The 16,834-nt window shown below is 61.4% G+C and carries 14 protein-coding genes, 1 tRNA gene and 3 pseudogenes; 10 read left to right on the forward strand and 8 right to left on the reverse strand.

Going from position 1 to position 16,834, the window contains the following annotated elements; translation table 11 throughout:
• The first annotated feature begins 72 nt into the window (after nucleotides 1-72).
• Nucleotides 73-231: a hypothetical protein gene (locus EJ068_RS32470; RefSeq protein WP_189342097.1), complete on the forward strand. Its 159-nt coding sequence runs from the start codon at nucleotides 73-75 to the stop codon at nucleotides 229-231.
• Nucleotides 232-353: 122 nt separating this feature from the next.
• A tRNA-Gly gene (locus tag EJ068_RS02210) sits at nucleotides 354-428 on the forward strand.
• Nucleotides 429-561: 133 nt separating this feature from the next.
• Here the strand turns inward: EJ068_RS02210 and EJ068_RS02215 are convergent.
• On the reverse strand, nucleotides 562-1,293 hold the full coding sequence (locus EJ068_RS02215; protein WP_129554457.1) for a hypothetical protein: 732 nt from the start codon (nucleotides 1,291-1,293) through the stop codon (nucleotides 562-564).
• A gap of 481 nt (nucleotides 1,294-1,774) precedes the next feature.
• On the opposite strand from EJ068_RS02215, the gene EJ068_RS02220 reads away from it, so the two are divergent.
• The 3 genes from EJ068_RS02220 (at nucleotide 1,775) to EJ068_RS02230 (ending at nucleotide 3,463) form a co-directional block, all read left to right on the forward strand.
• A complete protein-coding gene (locus EJ068_RS02220; RefSeq protein ID WP_189342099.1) occupies nucleotides 1,775-2,110 on the forward strand; it encodes a hypothetical protein in 336 nt (111 codons plus the stop codon).
• Between the two features lie 580 nt (nucleotides 2,111-2,690).
• On the forward strand, nucleotides 2,691-2,987 hold the full coding sequence (locus EJ068_RS02225; protein WP_189342100.1) for an HIRAN domain-containing protein: 297 nt from the start codon (nucleotides 2,691-2,693) through the stop codon (nucleotides 2,985-2,987).
• Nucleotides 2,988-3,178: 191 nt separating this feature from the next.
• Entirely contained in the window at nucleotides 3,179-3,463 is a 285-nt protein-coding gene (locus tag EJ068_RS02230; RefSeq protein WP_127252058.1) for a hypothetical protein, read from the forward strand.
• A 35-nt stretch (nucleotides 3,464-3,498) separates the two neighbouring features.
• Here EJ068_RS02230 and EJ068_RS02235 read toward each other — a convergent pair whose 3' ends face one another.
• Complete coding sequence (locus tag EJ068_RS02235) at nucleotides 3,499-3,864, reverse strand: hypothetical protein (protein ID WP_127252059.1); 366 nt, start codon at nucleotides 3,862-3,864, stop codon at nucleotides 3,499-3,501.
• An 11-nt stretch (nucleotides 3,865-3,875) separates the two neighbouring features.
• Entirely contained in the window at nucleotides 3,876-4,109 is a 234-nt protein-coding gene (locus tag EJ068_RS02240; protein WP_127252060.1) for a hypothetical protein, read from the reverse strand.
• A gap of 212 nt (nucleotides 4,110-4,321) precedes the next feature.
• Between EJ068_RS02240 and EJ068_RS02245 the strand changes: the two genes are divergently transcribed.
• From EJ068_RS02245 to EJ068_RS02260, 3 genes are all read left to right on the forward strand, one after another.
• Nucleotides 4,322-4,537: a hypothetical protein gene (locus EJ068_RS02245; protein ID WP_127252061.1), complete on the forward strand. Its 216-nt coding sequence runs from the start codon at nucleotides 4,322-4,324 to the stop codon at nucleotides 4,535-4,537.
• Between the two features lie 508 nt (nucleotides 4,538-5,045).
• Complete coding sequence (locus tag EJ068_RS02250) at nucleotides 5,046-5,459, forward strand: hypothetical protein (RefSeq protein WP_127252062.1); 414 nt, start codon at nucleotides 5,046-5,048, stop codon at nucleotides 5,457-5,459.
• Between the two features lie 1,550 nt (nucleotides 5,460-7,009).
• Nucleotides 7,010-7,474 (forward strand): hypothetical protein, encoded by a 465-nt coding sequence (locus EJ068_RS02260; RefSeq protein ID WP_127252063.1) that lies wholly within the window; start codon nucleotides 7,010-7,012, stop codon nucleotides 7,472-7,474.
• Nucleotides 7,475-7,479: 5 nt separating this feature from the next.
• Here the strand turns inward: EJ068_RS02260 and traA are convergent, their stop codons facing one another.
• On the reverse strand, nucleotides 7,480-10,536 hold the full coding sequence (gene traA / locus EJ068_RS02265) for a Ti-type conjugative transfer relaxase TraA (protein WP_127252068.1): 3,057 nt from the start codon (nucleotides 10,534-10,536) through the stop codon (nucleotides 7,480-7,482).
• A gap of 158 nt (nucleotides 10,537-10,694) precedes the next feature.
• Here traA and EJ068_RS02270 point away from each other — a divergent pair, with 158 nt between their 5' ends.
• Nucleotides 10,695-11,006, forward strand: a complete 312-nt coding sequence (locus tag EJ068_RS02270) for a conjugal transfer protein TraD (protein ID WP_210212033.1) — start codon at nucleotides 10,695-10,697, stop codon at nucleotides 11,004-11,006.
• Nucleotides 11,003-11,202, forward strand: a pseudogene (locus EJ068_RS02275) (conjugal transfer protein TraD). The gene EJ068_RS02270 and the pseudogene EJ068_RS02275 overlap by 4 nt, the downstream one beginning before the upstream one ends.
• 248 nt (nucleotides 11,203-11,450) lie before the next feature.
• Here the strand turns inward: EJ068_RS02275 and EJ068_RS02280 are convergent.
• From EJ068_RS02280 to EJ068_RS02295, 4 genes and pseudogenes are all read right to left on the reverse strand, one after another.
• Nucleotides 11,451-12,721, reverse strand: a pseudogene (locus EJ068_RS02280) (HlyD family type I secretion periplasmic adaptor subunit).
• A pseudogene (locus EJ068_RS02285) lies at nucleotides 12,721-13,125 on the reverse strand (ATP-binding cassette domain-containing protein); the annotation flags it as partial. The pseudogenes EJ068_RS02280 and EJ068_RS02285, both read right to left, overlap by 1 nt.
• Before the next feature lie 538 nt (nucleotides 13,126-13,663).
• The gene (locus EJ068_RS02290; RefSeq protein ID WP_127252065.1) at nucleotides 13,664-15,418 is read right to left on the reverse strand and encodes an SEL1-like repeat protein; all 1,755 of its coding nucleotides are present in this window, start codon (nucleotides 15,416-15,418) and stop codon (nucleotides 13,664-13,666) included.
• Nucleotide 15,419: 1 nt separating this feature from the next.
• Entirely contained in the window at nucleotides 15,420-16,826 is a 1,407-nt protein-coding gene (locus tag EJ068_RS02295) for an HlyD family type I secretion periplasmic adaptor subunit (RefSeq protein WP_127252066.1), read from the reverse strand.
• Nucleotides 16,827-16,834 lie beyond the last annotated feature (8 nt).

Here is a 16,834-nt window from a genome sequence, read left to right on the forward strand (position 1 = left end):
GCTGATCTACAGCATATCTACACAGCTCGACTTCGCTAGGCGCCGATCTACACGCGAAGGGGGGTCGTTCTCATGGAATACGTTTTTAATGATCTGATCCGGCTGCAGGCCCGACCACAGTCGAATCTGCGCGCCCTTGCCGCTGCTTTCGGGATGCGCCTGGCCGGCAATCTCGTTGCCGGGCTCGCTATCGGAATTGGTATAGCGGTCGGGCTGGCGATCGCCGGGTAAGAGAAAGGCCCGAAAGCCGAAGCGTCCTCTTTCCTGAGAGTGTTCCTACTTCCAATGGATGCCGGTCCCCCCAACCTCCAAATTGATCGAACGGGCGCTGCGATTTTAGGCTGCCAACAACAGCGCTCGTAGCTCAAGTCAGGACAGAGCGGGATCCTCCCGGGCAGATGCAGGTTCGAGCCCTGCCGAGTGCACCAAATCTTCTTCGGCAAGAAAAAAGCCCGGCCACATAGCAGCCGGGCCATATTCCAACTCGATTAGAATTTCAGAGGCCGCTGTAGCTGTCGTCCTCTCGCTCGTCCTCGTCGTCGGGGTCTTCCTCCCCGTCCATCACGTGCCAGTCGTTTCCGTCTCGATCATGCTCAAGCGCTGGTCGATGTGGTTCGTCCAGCCCAAGGACGGCTCGTCTTCTTCCGCACTGCCGAAGCAGGCCAGATCGCCCGTTAGCGACCCAGCTTCCCGCCAGCCCAGATTGTGCTCAAGGTCGCCACCGTCTTCGGCGTCCTCGCACCAATGGGCCCTTTCCCCCGCCGACGGCCCAGGACAGATCCTTCTCATCCCCATTGGGCTCATAGTCACTGTCATCGGCTTCGCGGTCATCATAGGCGCTGCCGCGGCCGTCGAGGTCGAGGTCGAGGTCGAGGTCGAGGGACATGGTCCTCGGGCCGTTCCCTGTCCATCCAAGCCAGGGCTCAGCGCGACATAGGCCTCGGCCTTCTTGGTGAGTTGGAGGTCATCCATGGCGGCGATCCTCCTCGATGTTGTCCAGGGCATGCGCTCGGCATACGGCATGGCAGCCCATTGCTCGGGAGTGTGGCCGTGCATTTCAAGCATCCAGTTTCGCTGCCTGGAAGCTTGCTCTGCTTGCCCCATGAAAAGACAGGCCAGATTTCGGGCGTCACCGATAATCCCGCTGTGCAACGGAATTAGTGTGCAGAACTGGTCGCCCGTCCCTTCGGGGAGCCCGCTTGCGTCTTTCCTGATCGCCGTGTCACCTAAATGGGAAAAGGATTCTCGACGATTTGAGCAACGAACTTCTTCGCACTCCAACAGCTTGGTCATCTCGGGCTGTACCGCCCCAATCAGCTGCTATCGATATCGCCAGTTGGCGGCGCGACGAGAGCTTCGGGATTTTCCCGGGCGGCACCAAACCGAAGCAAATGGTCTTCGTACCTGACGATGCGCCGACTCCGCTCTTGATCCCCAGACACCCATACCTGTTCAAAACGGCGTACGGATGGCGATCCCGGCAGATGTGGTCGGAGTTCATCGCATACCAGATCGGGAGCTTGCTTGCTCTCCCAGTGCCGCCCTGTTTTCTCGCAGTGGATTCGCGAACTGGTGAATGTGGCGCCCTGGTTGAATTCTTTTATGGCTACCCTGGCGAGCCCCATCCAGCGCGCCTAGTGCACGGAGCAGATGTACTAGCGGGGTTTCACCGCGGCCTCAAGGGCGGCAGACCGCACAACATTCGAGAGAATGCGAGGATTTGCCGTTTGTGCTCGGAAGCGGATCCGATTTCTTGGCTTGGTGGACAAAGGCAGTGATCTTTGACGCTCTGATAGGCAATACTGATCGGCGTACGGAAAATTGGGGATTTCTTGTCCGTCGACGGCCCAACGGCCAGCCGACTTACCAACTAGCACCTCTGTTCGATAACGCCACCAGCTTGGCGTACGAACTCAAAGATGATGCCCTGCGTACGGCCTCGGAAGCTAAAGCGCTTCGCACATACATCGAGAAAGGGCGCCATCATCTTGGCTGGGATATGCAATCGGATGAGCCGACCGGCCATATAGCCCTTTGCAAAAAACTGCTCGAGCATTACCCAGAGGCTGGCGTTGCGGCCGCAAATGTGGTTCGATTCCAGATGCTGTAGATCGCGAAGATTTTCCATGATTGTTCGCTGTTCGATGTCGGCATTCCGTTCAGCACAGCACGCGTCGATTTTGTCTACACACTGATCAAGGCGCGGAAAGCAATGCTCGAAGAAGCGATCGGCTACTGATGACCCGCTCCATCAAATATCTCGCTGAGCCGAAGCAGTTGTTGCTCGCATGGCAGGCCCCGGACCACCTTGGGAACCGGCAGCGCTGGGCCGTTGGAGTGATCGATATATCTGGCCAGGAATGCAGCTTCAGATATGTCACGTCGGATTCGGAATTCCGAGCACTCAATGGGCATGGCAGGGAAAAGCTTATCGGCCTCGGGTTCTTAGGGTATCCGGCTTTTAGCATGCAGCGACCCATCCACAGGTCGGAGGTGTTACCTACGTTGATGCGACGGTTGCCGCCGCGCAGCCGCCCAGACTTTGGAGCGTTTCTTCAGTTGTATGGACTCGCACCTGACGCCAATCCTTCCGACTTCGCACTGCTTGCTTACACGGAGCAAAATTACCCAGCGACGGTTTTTCCATTGTTGATCCGCTAGACAAAAGTACCGCCAAGGCGGACATGGTAATGGAGGTGGCGGGCACCAGGCATCTCCTAATCGGAACCACGCTCGGTTTGGCGCCGGATCAGCCGGTGAGCCTTGTGCCTGAACCGGACAACCAATATGACCCCGCGGCAATCCACGTCTGTGCCGGAGATCGGTGCGTCGGATATGTAAATCGCCTGCAGGCTGAAACCGTCGGGTATTGGCTCGACGCTCGAACTGTATCGGCCTCGGTTTATCGTATGAACGGGACATTGGATAATCCGAAGCTGTTCATTTTCATGAGCGTCAGGCCAAAGAATGAAAAGATGGCAGCCTGATTGTCCGGTGTTTGGCGCTGCTGCCCTCTAAGCCGCCCTCGCCTCGATCGCCCTCTGGCGGGCTTGGCTGGCCAGTTCCATTGCATTGCAGGCCATGCGGCTCAGGTTCGCTTGCGTGCGCGCTTCAGTTGCGAGATGCTGCCTCTGCAAGTCTTGCGGGGGATCAATGATGCGTCACGCTTGCGGGGATAATGGGTAAGCACTTCAGCGACGAACAGATCGACGAGTTTCTGGATGCCTACCTCGCCAGATTCCCCGATGCCATTGAGCGCATGGAATACGTGATGTTGCACCCGTTTGACGAGAATGACGAATTGATGTCGCGGAACTTCCGGGAGATGCAACAGGTCGCACAGACGATGGAATTCTTCGTGGCAGCATGTGCGAAGCACGGGCCGACCGCAATCCATCATTTGATCAGGGATGTCGCAAACCGAGTGTCGGCAGGCTTGAGCCCAAGGAATCACCCTTTCTGAGATCTGCCAGCGCGCGCTTCCTCTTTGCCACGCTCCTACACCGCCTCGGCGTCGGGCGCGCTGTGGCGCTTCCCTGTGGCCTGAATTTGGGCAAGCATTCGCGTCTGGGCAGCAATGCGGATTCGATCCAGGCTTCCTGGTCCGCTCCCGCTCGCGCTTGTAGAGCTCGGGTAAGGGCGGGTGATCGTCCAGCGGCTTGCGCATGCACCATTTGTCGCCGCGATATCCCAATGCTCGATGCCGACGAGTTCGGATCCTGAAAACCAGCAGCTACAATTCAGCTTGGGGAAATGAAGCGCTCTCGCGTCCCACCAGATCGCCTCAATCTTGACCTGGCCGGGACCGCGTTCCCATGGCGTCCAGCCCTTTCCAGGCCGCTCGGTCAAATCACTGTCGCGCATGCCGCGGTGTCTCAGGTTGAATTTCCAGAATTGCGGGAAGCCATGGCTTCATCGGTGATCAGTCGGGCCAGATGATCGCGGCTCAGGCTCAACGTCTCTCTCAGGAACCATAGGAAATTGCGTGGCCCTTCTGTCGGCAAGCCAGCTTCCTCCGCCTGAGTGATTGTCCCGCGCTGGCGCTCTATTCGCGCCTCAATCTCGCGAATGTGTTGTTCGACCCGAGCTATGTCGTCGTTGATGGTCATGCATCCCTGCGCTTGGGTCGACACTACCAAATCGGTGAAATGTAACCAACCGTGATATTCATGCAGTCTTGCTAATGTAACCTCTGCATCGGCCGACTCCCTCTACGCCACCCCGAGTCGGCTAGGCCCGGCGGTTCAACCCAACGCACCCCAACGCGTGGACCTGTCGGGCCGCTGTGTGTTGCGGTCGAGCATGCCCCCGCGGATCGTGCATGCGGCGGGCTTATCGGCAAGCATCAGGCTCGCAAGCACCGTTCGGCGCGACGGAAGAGAATGCCGATCTCGGCTTCGGTGAGTGTGATCTGATAGCGCTGTTTCGATTGCTTCGAGTAGATGTCGTCAGCAATAATCGAGACGGTCACATCGCCGTTCTCATCGATCTGAACATCGTCGATCTGGAGTGGCGCCGAGTATATGCATTTCGGTGATCCTGGGCTTCCGCCCAGGCTGAGTAGACAATCGCATGCGAAGAGTATCCCCCTTGCCAGCAATTTGGCTGTTGCAAAATTGATGCCAGCAATTCGGTCCCGAGATGAGACGGGCTGTGGCTACTCCCTCGTCGTCCTTATGGATATGTGCCTTCTATTTGGGCAGAGGAGTATATTTGCGCGAGCCGAAGTCCCCCGGTTAGGCCCGGCGCTCACTGGCCTACCCCGTCAGCGTGCCGGGCCGCTTCCGACCTCCGTCGCCGACTGCGGATGTACCAGCGGCGACGGAGGAGCCCTCGCTTCCAGCCGTTCCGCTGCTTCTCCACGTTACGACCAGTTTCTTCCGGGGCATCGATCGATTTTCAAAGACTCGCTCAGAATCCGGTTATTACCGTAGGACCAAATAACAATCATTTGATGCCACTGAAGAAATGGATCGTGGCGTTTTGCTAAGGCCCGTTTACAACCGTCCCAGGGGGTATCTACCTCAAACGAAGGGGCAACAAAAATGGTCTACCGCGTTACTGCTCTTGGGATTGCGCTTGTTTTTTGGGGGCTTGGTGCAGGCCAGGCCGCCGCGTGGGGAAATACGAAAACCCTTGAAAGGACAGCGCTATCGGGGAAAGAAATCAATGTTTATGACGGCGCTAGTGTTAACCCAGACTGCTCCAACGCGGGCCCTGTCGATCTGAAGGCGGTTTCAGGACCGAGCCATGGGAAGATCTCGATCCTCAATGCAAAGACATTTCCCCATTTCACCAAAAGCAACATTCGATGGAAATGCAATTTCCGTAAGGTGGACGGCATAAAGGTGCTGTACCGATCGAGCCCGGGGTTCAAGGGGCAGGATCAAGTCGCCTTGTCGGTACACACATACGATGGCGCATCATACAGCATCATGATCAACGTGAAGGTCGAGTAGCAATTTGCTTCACCGAGTGGTGTGGCGTTACGGCCTCCGTCAGATGGACTGAGGTCATAGGGCTGGTTACGGGCAAGGCGTCCAGCCCTTCCGCTGCTCTGGCGTCACGGCATAGTTTGTGAACTGCAGATTGCGGTCTTCCCGGCCGGCGCCACGGCACTCGCTGCAGAAGATGATCTTGAGCAAGTCCCAGTGCAAACATGGCTGGTCTGGCCCGAACCGCCTGGCCAGCGCGGTGACGTCGAGAACGGCGCGGCGCTGGCATGTGAGGCAGTAGACGGATAGGCCGGTGCCGGCCCTCAGCTTTTTGCCAAGCGTGTCTTCAACGAAGGGGTATTCCGGCCCATGGCGAACTCCAGAGAGGTCGCCCCACCCGGGCGGGATATATGACCGCTCCTGGCATTCGGCAGAACCGAGCGCTTACCGAGGAGGACCTGGTGGGTAGTTGAGGGCGCTTGTCTGCCAGTAGAATTTCCATTCCCCTGTCCGGAGCTTGGAAAAGATTTTGCAGACCCGTCCCTTCCAATGAAAATCCGCCCCGGCATGCACAAGGGTGGCAAGGTCAAACGTAGCGGCAAACTCCCCGAACTTCTGGCAGCGAAGATGCCTGAAGGCACAATTGCGACCAGCGACAAATTGCTCGCCCTGGACGAGCCGATCGCAAGTTTCATCCGGGAAGCCATTCCGGCGCGAGATAGCCAGGCGCACCAAGCTTGCTCAGGACGAGGATGCCCTTGGGAAGGAATGCGAACGGCTGGAAACGATCTCCCGCCTGAAAGCTATCGAAGAACGCAAGCGGCCGACTCCTCGCCGGAAGCTGCTGCCTTTGCCCAAGGCAGACGAGGACATCGGCCGCCTGAACTTTTAGATCGTGATGCCCCATTTGGCCGCAAGATAGGCTTCCGTTGCCGAGACATAGGTCGATGAAAGAGCGGCCTCGCACAGCGCGCATTCGCGGCAACCTTGTCTACTCGTCCCGCCAGATGACCCGCTTTACCCACCTGATTTCCACGAGCCGCCTGTGCCGTTGGTGTGCGCCTGCTCTCCGGTCGGATGAAAGAGCTGGGCGCTCATCCACTCTCTGCTCTTGCACGTTTGGCACCGCACCTTCTCGCGTACCTCGTCAATCGTGACGTTCCCGATCACCTCCTGAAGCCTGCCGGTTTGTAGAAGCGCGTGACCCTGCAGCGGGCGCAGCGGATGCCCGCCACCTGCCCCGCGTCATGGGCATGCGTCAGTGTCCATGCGGCACCTCTAGGCCGCTTCTCGGGTTGCTCGGGCATGACCTGGAATGAGGAACGGCAGCGGCTCCGGTCAAGAGGCGCGTGACAGATTTGTTCTCATTTTGTTCACTGTTGTATATGGGCGACAAAATCCGAGTGCAAAGACCTGAATATGCCACTCGGCCCGGCGTCCAGCATCATATCTGGGAACACGAAGGTTGCGCCAAGGATGCCGGCTGGGGGTTTGCGCAGCCGAAGCAGGCACCCCACTGGCTCTGCTTTGAACACCGGGCGGAGGGCGAGCACTACCTATAGCTGGAGGCCGACATGAGCCGTTATGACATCGCCGCCGATTTGGAATGCGCGGCCAATCAAATCGCCGAGGTGTCCCGGGCGGACCCTCAGGTCATGCTCCGACGAGCAGCCTTGATGCTCCGAAACGTAGCCGGGCTGGTCCTTGAGCCGAGCGTACAGGAGCCCTTGTCGAACGTGGCGGAAGAAATGGGGCTCACGAGAGCGGACCTCATACGAACCATCGTCAGCGACTGGCTGTGGCAAATGCCTATCCGAATAACGCATTGCTCGGCAACCCGGTGGACGTCGCAAGGGAACGGCGGGCTCGATGCAATGCGCGTGGTTTACCGCGCCATCGGTTCCAAACTATCGTCAGGGGCATGGCGTCCAACCCTTCCGCCGCTGCGGCGTCAGCGCTTCCCTGATGGCCTGTCTGGCGGCGAACATCAGAGGAGGTTTAAGCTTCGAAGGTCGATGCGGCTCTGGCGGATTTCGTAACAAGTTTAGATTCCTATGCCACGCCCCCTGCCAATGCCGTGGTTGAACCCGAGTTCCACACCCAGCCGCCGGCCGGATTCGACCTGGATGCCAAGCGCTTTTTTGTGATTGGCGAGTAGTGATTCCAGTTGCGGATCGCGCTCGAGGCTCTTGGCCATAGCGGACATGGCCGAGCGCGTTGACTTGTAGCCGGACATGTCACCGGCCTGGTATTGGTCCTGGCTTGTCCGGTGGAGCTTTTGCCAGCGGTCCACGAAACGGTCGGCGCGGCCGATTGGACCTGCTTCCGGTCCAATGCGGATTTCGGTTTCAAGCTGAAGAGCAAGCACTATGCGGTTGACGCGACCGGCCGCCGCTTCACGGATCAGCTCAGGGTTCTTGACATAGGCCGCTTCGGCATCGCGCCAGCCATGAGGCCGAACTCTCCCGAAAGCGTCGCGCGTATCTCTCAATTCACGCATCTGCTCAGGCGTCCCCTGCCCGTCCGCATTTCCGGTGCGGATAACGGCTTCGAGGGCACGCGCGTGGCGCACAAGCGCCTCCGTGCGAGCGCTGCGCAACGCCGCTTCCGGATCCACCGGCGTATCCGCCTCGCGCAGCGCTCCTCTGGCGGCAGCTTCTCTTCCAGGCGCGGCATCACCGTTTTGCGCTCGACCGTCTTCCCTTCCCGACTGATGCCCACGGTCCTGACCGGCCTCCGCTCCTCCAGGCGCGCCCAACCCGTCGAGCAGCCCGCCGATTCTGTCGCGGACCTTCTCCGGAAGGATCCGGCGCACGATCTCGGCCACACGCTGGCGGAAGGTGATCCCGCGTCGCTCGGCAAAGGTCTGCGCCGGGTCGATCTGGTCGTAATCCGATACCATGTCCTTGGCGCGGTCGCGTGACAGCGTCCGGAGGAGCCGTTCGCGGGTCGCAAAGTCATCGCTGCCGTAATGCATGTCCATCCCGTCGCGATGCCGCGTCAGGGCAACGTAGCTGCCATGGACGTCCATGCCTGGCGTCGCCAGCACATGGGTGCGGTCGACGGTCATGCCCTGGGCCTTGTGAATGGTCGCGGCATAGCCGTGGTCGATATGAGCATAGTCTTTCAGGTCAAAGCTCACAGACCTGCCGTCGTCGGTTTGAACCGTCATGCTTTGTGTGGTGACCTCTTCGATAACGCCGAGCGTGCCGTTCTTGACGCCGAGCCCCCGCTCATTGCGCAGGAACATGAACCGGTCGCCGCTCGCAAAGTTTCTCGCACCGCGTTCTACACCCACCTGAACCTCATCGCCGAGAGCTGCGGCAGCGCGCATGCGCTCCCGCGCTGCCTGGTTGAGCGCGCGCACTTCGTCGTTAGTGTGGGTGAGAATGATCCGGCTTGCTCGGGGCTCTGCCTGCCTATCGCGGTCCCAGCGCGCGACAAGATCGCTGCGCGCCTCATCGCGCGACGCGGCCTGGTGCACCATGCCTTGTGCCTCATAGGCGCCGATCGCAGCGCCGATCTTGCCGGTTGCCAAATCGCGCGTGGCATCACGCTGCCAGTCCTCGCGCTGTCGGCGCACCTGGCCGATCTCGACGCCGCCATAACGCTCGTGGAGTGAGCGGAACGCGGCGCCGGCCTCGATCGCCTGCAACTGCTGCGGATCGCCGACCAGCACGACCTTAGCGCCAGCGTCCGCGGCATGGGAGAGCACGCGCTCCAACTGGCGCGTGCCGACCATGCCTGCCTCGTCGATCACCAGGACATCACGAGCTGTGAGCAGATCGCGGCCCTGCCCCCAGCCATGTTCCAAGCTGGCGATGGTGCGAGAAGAGATGCCGGAACCGCTCTCGAGATTCTCGGCCGCGATGCCGGAGAGTGCAGCACCTCGAACCTCGTAGCCCGCCCCTGCCCATGCCTGGCGCGCAACACCCAGCATGGCACTCTTGCCCGTTCCGGCAAAACCGACAACGACACCAAGACCGCGGCCGTCCGTGATGTGCTCCAGCGCATCGCTCTGCTCGCCTGACAGAATAAGGCCGCGCTGCCTGGCATGCGCCACAGCCGTCGCACGAACCGGCTCACTCACCGCATGCTGTCCCTCTGCAGCCATGCGTTCCGCCGCATGATGCAGGCGCTGTTCGGTTTCGATCATTTGCCGTGTGGTGAAGCGGTCTTCTGCGCGTCTGTCCTTCCCAAGTTCGACTAGGTCGGGCGCTGCGCTGATGGCTCCCATTACATCGTTGAACTGCTCGATTCCGTCGCTGTGGCGATGCGCAAACTTGGCGATGTCTTTTCGCGTAAAGGTCGATTGCTGATGCGTGATGGCATCCAGCGCCACGGAAGGGTCGGCGATGATGCGTGCGCCATTGTTGCGCGCGATCTCACGATGCAGCTCGGCGCGATCGGCTTCAAGGTCGACAGCGTCAAGGCCGCTTCCCTCAATGCGTTGGGCCGGTGCTCCAATCTGGGTTTGCGGCTCCAAGGCAATGCCCTGCGCTTCCAGACTGCGATGATCGATGCGGGCGTCGATGTCGAGTTCGGCAAGGCGCTCATTGGCAAGCCCCGCCCATCGCTCGCGCCAGCGCTCGACCATTTCAGTGCTGTTCCAGTCGCGTACTTTCGGGCCAAAGCCGTTCTCATCGACTGAGCGCATGGTGAGCATGACATGGGCATGCGGTTTAGGGCTTCCGTCCTCCGCCCTGTCCCAATGCACGTTAAGATCGGCGACCATGCCCCGGCTGACAAACTCGGCCTGCACGAAGTCCCGTGCCAATTCGATGCCTTGCGCCAGGCTCAGCTCGCGTGGCAGAGCAAATTCCACCTCGCGGGCCAGTTGGGTATCCTTGCGCACCTCGAACGCCTCGACGTCGTTCCAGAGCCGTTCGCGGTCGCTCCAGGCTTCCGGCGCATTCTCCGGCAGCAGGACCTCGGAATGGACGACGCCACGCTTGGCCGAGAAGTCATGAGTGCGTTCGATGCGCTGGTCGCGCAGCCGAGACGCCGAGCGGTAGGCTGCAGACGCAACCGCGCTGCTGCCTGCCTTGCGGCCAATGACCTTGACGTGAAGATGATAAGATTGCCATCGCGACCAAATCATTTGCACGCCAAAGCGCACGTCGGCACGACGTATAAGCGCGCCCTCCCTCGAAAAATTCTCGGGATGGACCAGCCCGTCCCGGGCTGTCTCGGCAACCCTGAAGCCTTCCGGCGAACGCTCCCCTATCATTGTCGGATCGACAATCAATGGAGACAGCCATGCGCAAACAACGAGACTTCGACGCCGAACTTCACGCCCTGGAAGAAAAAGCGCGAGAGCTCAAAACGCGAAAGGTGCAGCAGCTCGGCGAATTGGTCATTGCCACCGGCGCCGATCAACTCAGCACCGACGAACTGGCCGGCGCCCTGGTCGCAATCGCCGAGACGAAGGACGCCGCAAAACGCGAGGCATGGGCCAAGCGTGGGGTGATGTTTTTCGAGAGCAGGCCCCGGCGAGCTGTGCCGGCATCTCAGCGCAACCTGCGTAGCGCTCCTGGCAGGTCGACCGCCGCAAACGCACCCGACATCTGATTGAATTCGGCGGTCTCGTCGTCAAGGCCGGCATCGTCGATCTGACCCTGATGATCGCGCCACCATTTTCGGCGCGCTGCTTTGGATCGCCGCCAAGCTCCAAAGCCATGAGGGCGAGCATGCCCGGGAACTGTGGGCCGCGAAGGGGAAACAGGCGTTCGCTGCGGAACGGCATGAAGAGCAAAAGGGCCAATGACGCACCGAAGATTGGCGAGCGCCGGATCCCACCCGGTCAAAAACCGCTTCAATGTGAAAGGGATGTTTCACATTCATCTCGGGTTCGTCGGTGACTCAGTGTTGCTGACCGGAAACCCGGTCACGACCAACCTAAGTTGAAGGCATCGCACTAGCGGTTCCGGCAGTCAGGTATCCCCGGATGGTTTGTGAACCAGCAGGTTGCAATCGTCCGCAATGGGTCAATAGGCTATTGAGATATGGGCACGGTCACTCTTCTCTGAACGCCCTGTCGATCTGATCCGCCAGCGGCTTGACCAGATAGGACAGCATCGTGCGGTTGCCCGTCGAGAAGAACGCCTCGACAGGCATGCCGGGCGCCAGCGCCAGACCTTTGAGCTTTTTCAGCTCCGGGCGCGGAATGCCGACGCGGACGGTGTAGAAGCCCGCGCCGCTGCGCTCGTCGAGGCTGAGGTCGGCGGATATCTCTTTGACATTGCCGTTCAGCTCCGGCGTGACACGCTGGTTGAACGCCGAGAACTTCAGTCCCGCTTCCTGGCCTATCTTCAGCTGGTCGATATCCTGCGGCGCCACGCGCGCCTCCACGGTCAGCTCATCCGCCACCGGCACGATCAGCATGACGACTTCGCCGGGGGTGATGACACCGCCGACGGTATGGACCGCAAGCTGATGCACCACCCCGTCCTGCGGGCTGCGGATGTCGATGCGCTTCAATTGATCCTCAGCCGGCACCTTGCGCTCGACGAACTCGGATATCTTGCTCTGGACGTCGCGCAGTTCGGTCGCGACCTCCTTGCGCAGATCCTGGTCGACCTGGATGATCTGCAGGCGCGTCTCCGCGATGCGGCCCTTCGCCTGAGCGATCGAGGCGGTGAGCTGGCCGTGCTCGCCGTCGAGACGGACGGCGTCGCGTTCGAGCGCGGTCAGGCGATCGATCGACACCAGCTTCTGCTGCCAGAGCTTGCGGATGCTTTCGAGCTCGGTGCCGATCAGCTCGATCTCGTGGCTCTTGGCGACGCGCTGCTCGCTCAAGCCGGAGCTCTCCTCGGCCAGTTGGGCGATGCGCTCCTCGAGCTGCGCCTTCTGGCCGGCGCGCGACTGCCGGCGGAATTCGAACAGGGACTGCTCTCCGGCCATGGCGCGGGCGACGGTCGGATCGTCCTGTCGAGAGGTCAGCGATTGAGGAAACGCAATCGCCTCCTGGCCTCGAATTCGTCGAGGCCTTTGGTGACGATCGCCAGATTGGCCCGCGTCACGCTCTCGTCGAGGCGCAACAGGACGTCGCCCGACTTCACCGCATCGCCTTCGCGCACGAGGATCTGGCCGATAACGCCGCCGGTCGGGTGCTGCACCTTCTTGACACTGGAATCGACGACCAGCCTGCCGGAAGCGATCACCGCGCCGGACAGTTCGGTGACGGCGGCAAGGCCGCCGCCGCCGACAAGAAGGATGCAGGCGGCGACGCCGCCGATCAGATAGCGGCGAATGGCCTTTTCGACCGGAGCAGCTTCGTCGGCCATCAGGATGCGGTCTCCTCGGCCCCGGCAACCACCTTCAACGGCGCCGCCCCCGGACGGGTAACCTTGTTCAGAACCTCGTTCTTCGGCCCGAAGGCCTGCACGCGGCCATTGGCCATGACCAGCACCAGATCGAGGCTGGCCAGCGCGCTGGGACGATGCGCCACGACGACCGCGATGCCGCCGCGGGCGCGCACGCCCTGGATCGCCTCCGTCAGCGCCGCCTCGCCCTCGGCATCGAGATTGGAATTCGACTCATCGAGGATGACCAGGAAGGGATCGCCGTAGAGCGCGCGGGCCAGTGCCACCCGCTGCCTCTGGCCCGCCGAAAGCGCCGAGCCGGCTTCGCCGATCCGCGTCTCATAGCCTTCCGGCAAACGGACGACCAGATCGTGCACGCCGGCGGCGAAGGCGAACCTTTCAATTGTGTTCCTGAGGGGGCGGACGCTCATCGCGAACACAATCGACGCGCCGCGTCAGTCGGACCCACGTCGCCGCGCAACTTCTTCTAGAGTAGCATGGTTGCTTAATGCCAAGCTTCTAGACACCAAGGATTGCCACCGAACTTGGCGAGGGCACTGTGGAATCCGTCCCACGTTCGGGACGGCTTGCCAAGCGGGACTCTCTATCTACCCCGGCTCCTCGCTCTCACTGCCGATAAGCACTCGCAATTCGGGCTGTGCTCGACCCAGAAAGTTCGAAAAGCTTCCAAGAACCCCAGTCGATCGTGAAATGTAGAATTATCTAGCGGCCGCTTTGCGGCCGTCAGGGATGCTCTGCTTTCATTAGAACCCTGACAGAAGCCGATCTTCGGACCGGCGAGCGGTCAACATCGCACGCGGACTCTAGCAGCATGATCTACTTCTGCCGGAACGCCGTGTGCAAAGACGTCGTCAGTGGCCCCTTCTGGCTATTTACAGCTGTGTCCCGTGTCGGCCGGTTAGTCTAGGCACCTAATCCGGGAGCCAAAGGTCGCGACCTATGTCGCCGTTCTGTCTCCGCGAGCTCATCAGAGGCTTCCTCGACACCGCGTGCAGCAGCCCGTTCGAGCCAAATGCGAGCAGCAGCCGGGTCTTGATCGCCGGCAATGCCCCTGGAGAGATAGCGGCCAAGCATGAGTTGGGCATGTCCGTGGCCCCTTTCGGCGGCGGCTGCAAACCACTTCTGCGCCGCTTTGTAGTCGAGCGACACGCCCTGCCCGGTCTCATACAATGCGCCGATCGCGAACATCGCCCCGGCATGGCCTGCGGCGGCGGCTTGCTTGAAGAGATGTGCCGCGGCTATCAAAGAGCGTTCTCCGCCGCGGCCGTTGTAGAGCATTTCGGCAAGAGCCACCTGCGCATCGACGATGCCTGCCCCGGCCGCCCGCTCAAACCAGAGGCGGGCCTCCCTCTGGTCGGCCGCCATGCCCCGACCATCCTGGAGCATGCGGGCATACATGTATTGCGCCTCGGCCACGCCCTCGGCCGCGCGGGCTATCCAATGCGCTGCGCGCTCTTGATCCTTGCGCACACCAAGCCCGTTGGCGAAGCAGAGACCGAGATTGAACGCAGCGACCAGGTCGCCCGATGACGCACTTGCCCCGAACCATCCAGCTACGCTGATTTCATCATCTGGTTCGCCCCCACCGTCAAGAACCAGGTTTGCGAGATCAACCTGGGATTCACGATTGCCGCTGGCGGCGGCGGCACGCAGCAAGCGTGCACCTTCCTCGGCGTCCTTAGCCACGCCATTGCCCGACAGATAGAGCGATGCCAAGGCCCGGGCGGCCGGTTGGTGGCCCGCATCCGCGGCCCGCCGGTACCACGTCGCGGCCTCGGCATAGTCCCGCTGGGGGTTGCCGGCATAGAGTTCGCCGACGCGATAAGCGGCATCGACATTTCCCGTCAGCGCGGCGCGGCGCATCCAGGCTTCCCCAGCGACGGCATCCTGATCCACCAGGCTACCCTCGATCAGGGCTAGCGCGAGCCGGAATTGAGCGGATGCGTGCCCATTCTCTGCGGCCTCTCGATAGAGTCTCTGAGCCGCTTCCAGATCGACGGGCACGCCCACTCCGTGCTCGCTGAGGATGGCAAGCAGATAGAGCGCAGTCGGCAGGCCGGCATCCGCGGCGCGCCGGACCTCGGCGGCAATCCTGGCTCGCTGCTCCGGTTGCCGCAGCCGGGCCAAGGAAAGGGCAAAGCCGAGGCATCCTTCAGGACAGCCGGCCGCCGCGGACTTCTCGTACCAGCCATGCGCTGCATCGAGATCGCGCATCGCCTTGGGCCCTTTGCTCAGGATGTAGCCAATTAGTGCCTGCCCTGTTGCAGAGCCCGCCTCAGAGGCCTTCCGCGCGAGTTCGAGCGCTGCCGTGAAGTCCGGCTCTCGCGAGGAATCCCGTTCGAACAAGCCTTCGGAACCTGATTCCTTGCCTGCAAGCCCTGCTATGCACAGCGCGGCAAGCAGCGCCTGCGCATCGGGACTGCCGCGATTGGCCGCTCGCCGCAGCCAACGCGCCCCTTCCGAGTGGCTCGGCGGGACGCCGGTGCCCTCCAAGTAGCAACGGCCGACCCGATATTGTGCCTCCACAATGCCGGCGCCTGCCGCGATAGCCATCAGCGCAAATGCCTCCGCAAGCCTGCCGCTGTCGGAAAGCTGGATCGCCCGGCGAAGCGCCAGCGCGGGACGGAAGCGTCCAGTCAGGCGGTCGAGGATAGCCATCCTAGGGCTCCCGCATCGCTTCCTGTCCAATCGGCAGCATGGCGCCAAGCATGTATTTCAGCACGGTACGCCGGCCGACCTTGACATCGGCGGTGACAGGCATGCCGGGGCTGATCGCGAAACCAGCTGGCAGGCTGTGGAGGGCGACATCGTCGATCGAGATCTGCGTGCGATAGAATTGATCGGTATCCGCCGGAAGCATGGCCAGCGAGCTGTTTGGATCGCGTGCCTGCTCCCTGGCCGAGAATGAATCCGGGCTGACTGTGCGAACAGTGCCGTGAGCCAGGCCATATTGCGAATAGGGGAAGGTATCGAATTTGATGGCCACGGGATCGCCGACATGGACGAAGCCGCTGCTGCGTCCGACGATGTTGGTCTCGACCTCAAGCACCGCATCGGCGGGAACCAGCGTGATCAAGCGCTCGCCGGACTGCAGGACCGCGCCGACGGAAACCTTGGCCACCGATTGAACCGTGGCGTCGGCCTCGCTTTTCAACTCCACCAACTGCTTGCGCAGCTTCGCCTTGTTGAAAAGCTCGCGGGCATCCGACATGCGCGAGTGGGCTTCCGACAGGCTCTGCGAGACGTCGGCACGCCAGCTTTGAATGTAGCCGTTGCGCTCTGCATCGACCGCTGCCTGCTGGCGCTTGGCGGCCTCGGTCGTCTGCACGGCGTTGGCGAGCGATCGTGACATCTCCGCCGAATTGTCCTCGGCGAGAAGCGTGTTGAGACGGCTCCCAACCTGTCTTTCTTCGAGTTGCTGGCGCATCTTTTCGATCGACGCTGCGACGGCGAGCCGCTGCCGATAGCCGTCTGCATCGGACTGGGAGCGCGAGATGACGGAGCTCAACTCGTCACGCTGCCGGTCGAAGCTTTCCAGCTTGGCATCGTAGACCGCCTTGCGCCGATCGAAGATCGAGGCCTGCAATGTCCAGCTTGGGTCTAGTCCATCATAGCTGAACGGCTTGCCGTCGGCTTCCGCCCTCAGGCGCGCCACTTCGGCTTCGAGCGTGGCGACCTGGGTGGCCAGCGCGGTAAGGTCCGCCGAGGCGAAGGTGGCATCGAGGCGCGCCAGCAACTGGCCCGCCTTCACACGCTGCCCCTCGCGCACCTCGATCGAGCGGACGATCGCAGTCTCCAAGGGCTGGACGACGATGTTGGGCGATTGCGAGACTACCAGCCCCCGTGTTGTGACAACCTGGTCGACAGGGATCAGCGCTGCGAGCGCGATCAAGGCGACGACCATGCTGGAGATGATCCAGACGATGCTGCGTGCGACCCGTGGAATGGGCGCGTTGACGACCGCCGTCGATGGCCACTGGAATTCGAGGATGGCAGGCGCCGTCGGATCGCCGGCCTCTCGCCGGCGCCGGCGGACAGGAAGGGTTGAATAGGTTGTGCTGCTCATGGCCGGCC

Origin of the sequence: Mesorhizobium sp. M2A.F.Ca.ET.043.02.1.1, assembly GCF_003952405.1 — a bacterium.
Classification (GTDB): domain Bacteria; phylum Pseudomonadota; class Alphaproteobacteria; order Rhizobiales; family Rhizobiaceae; genus Mesorhizobium.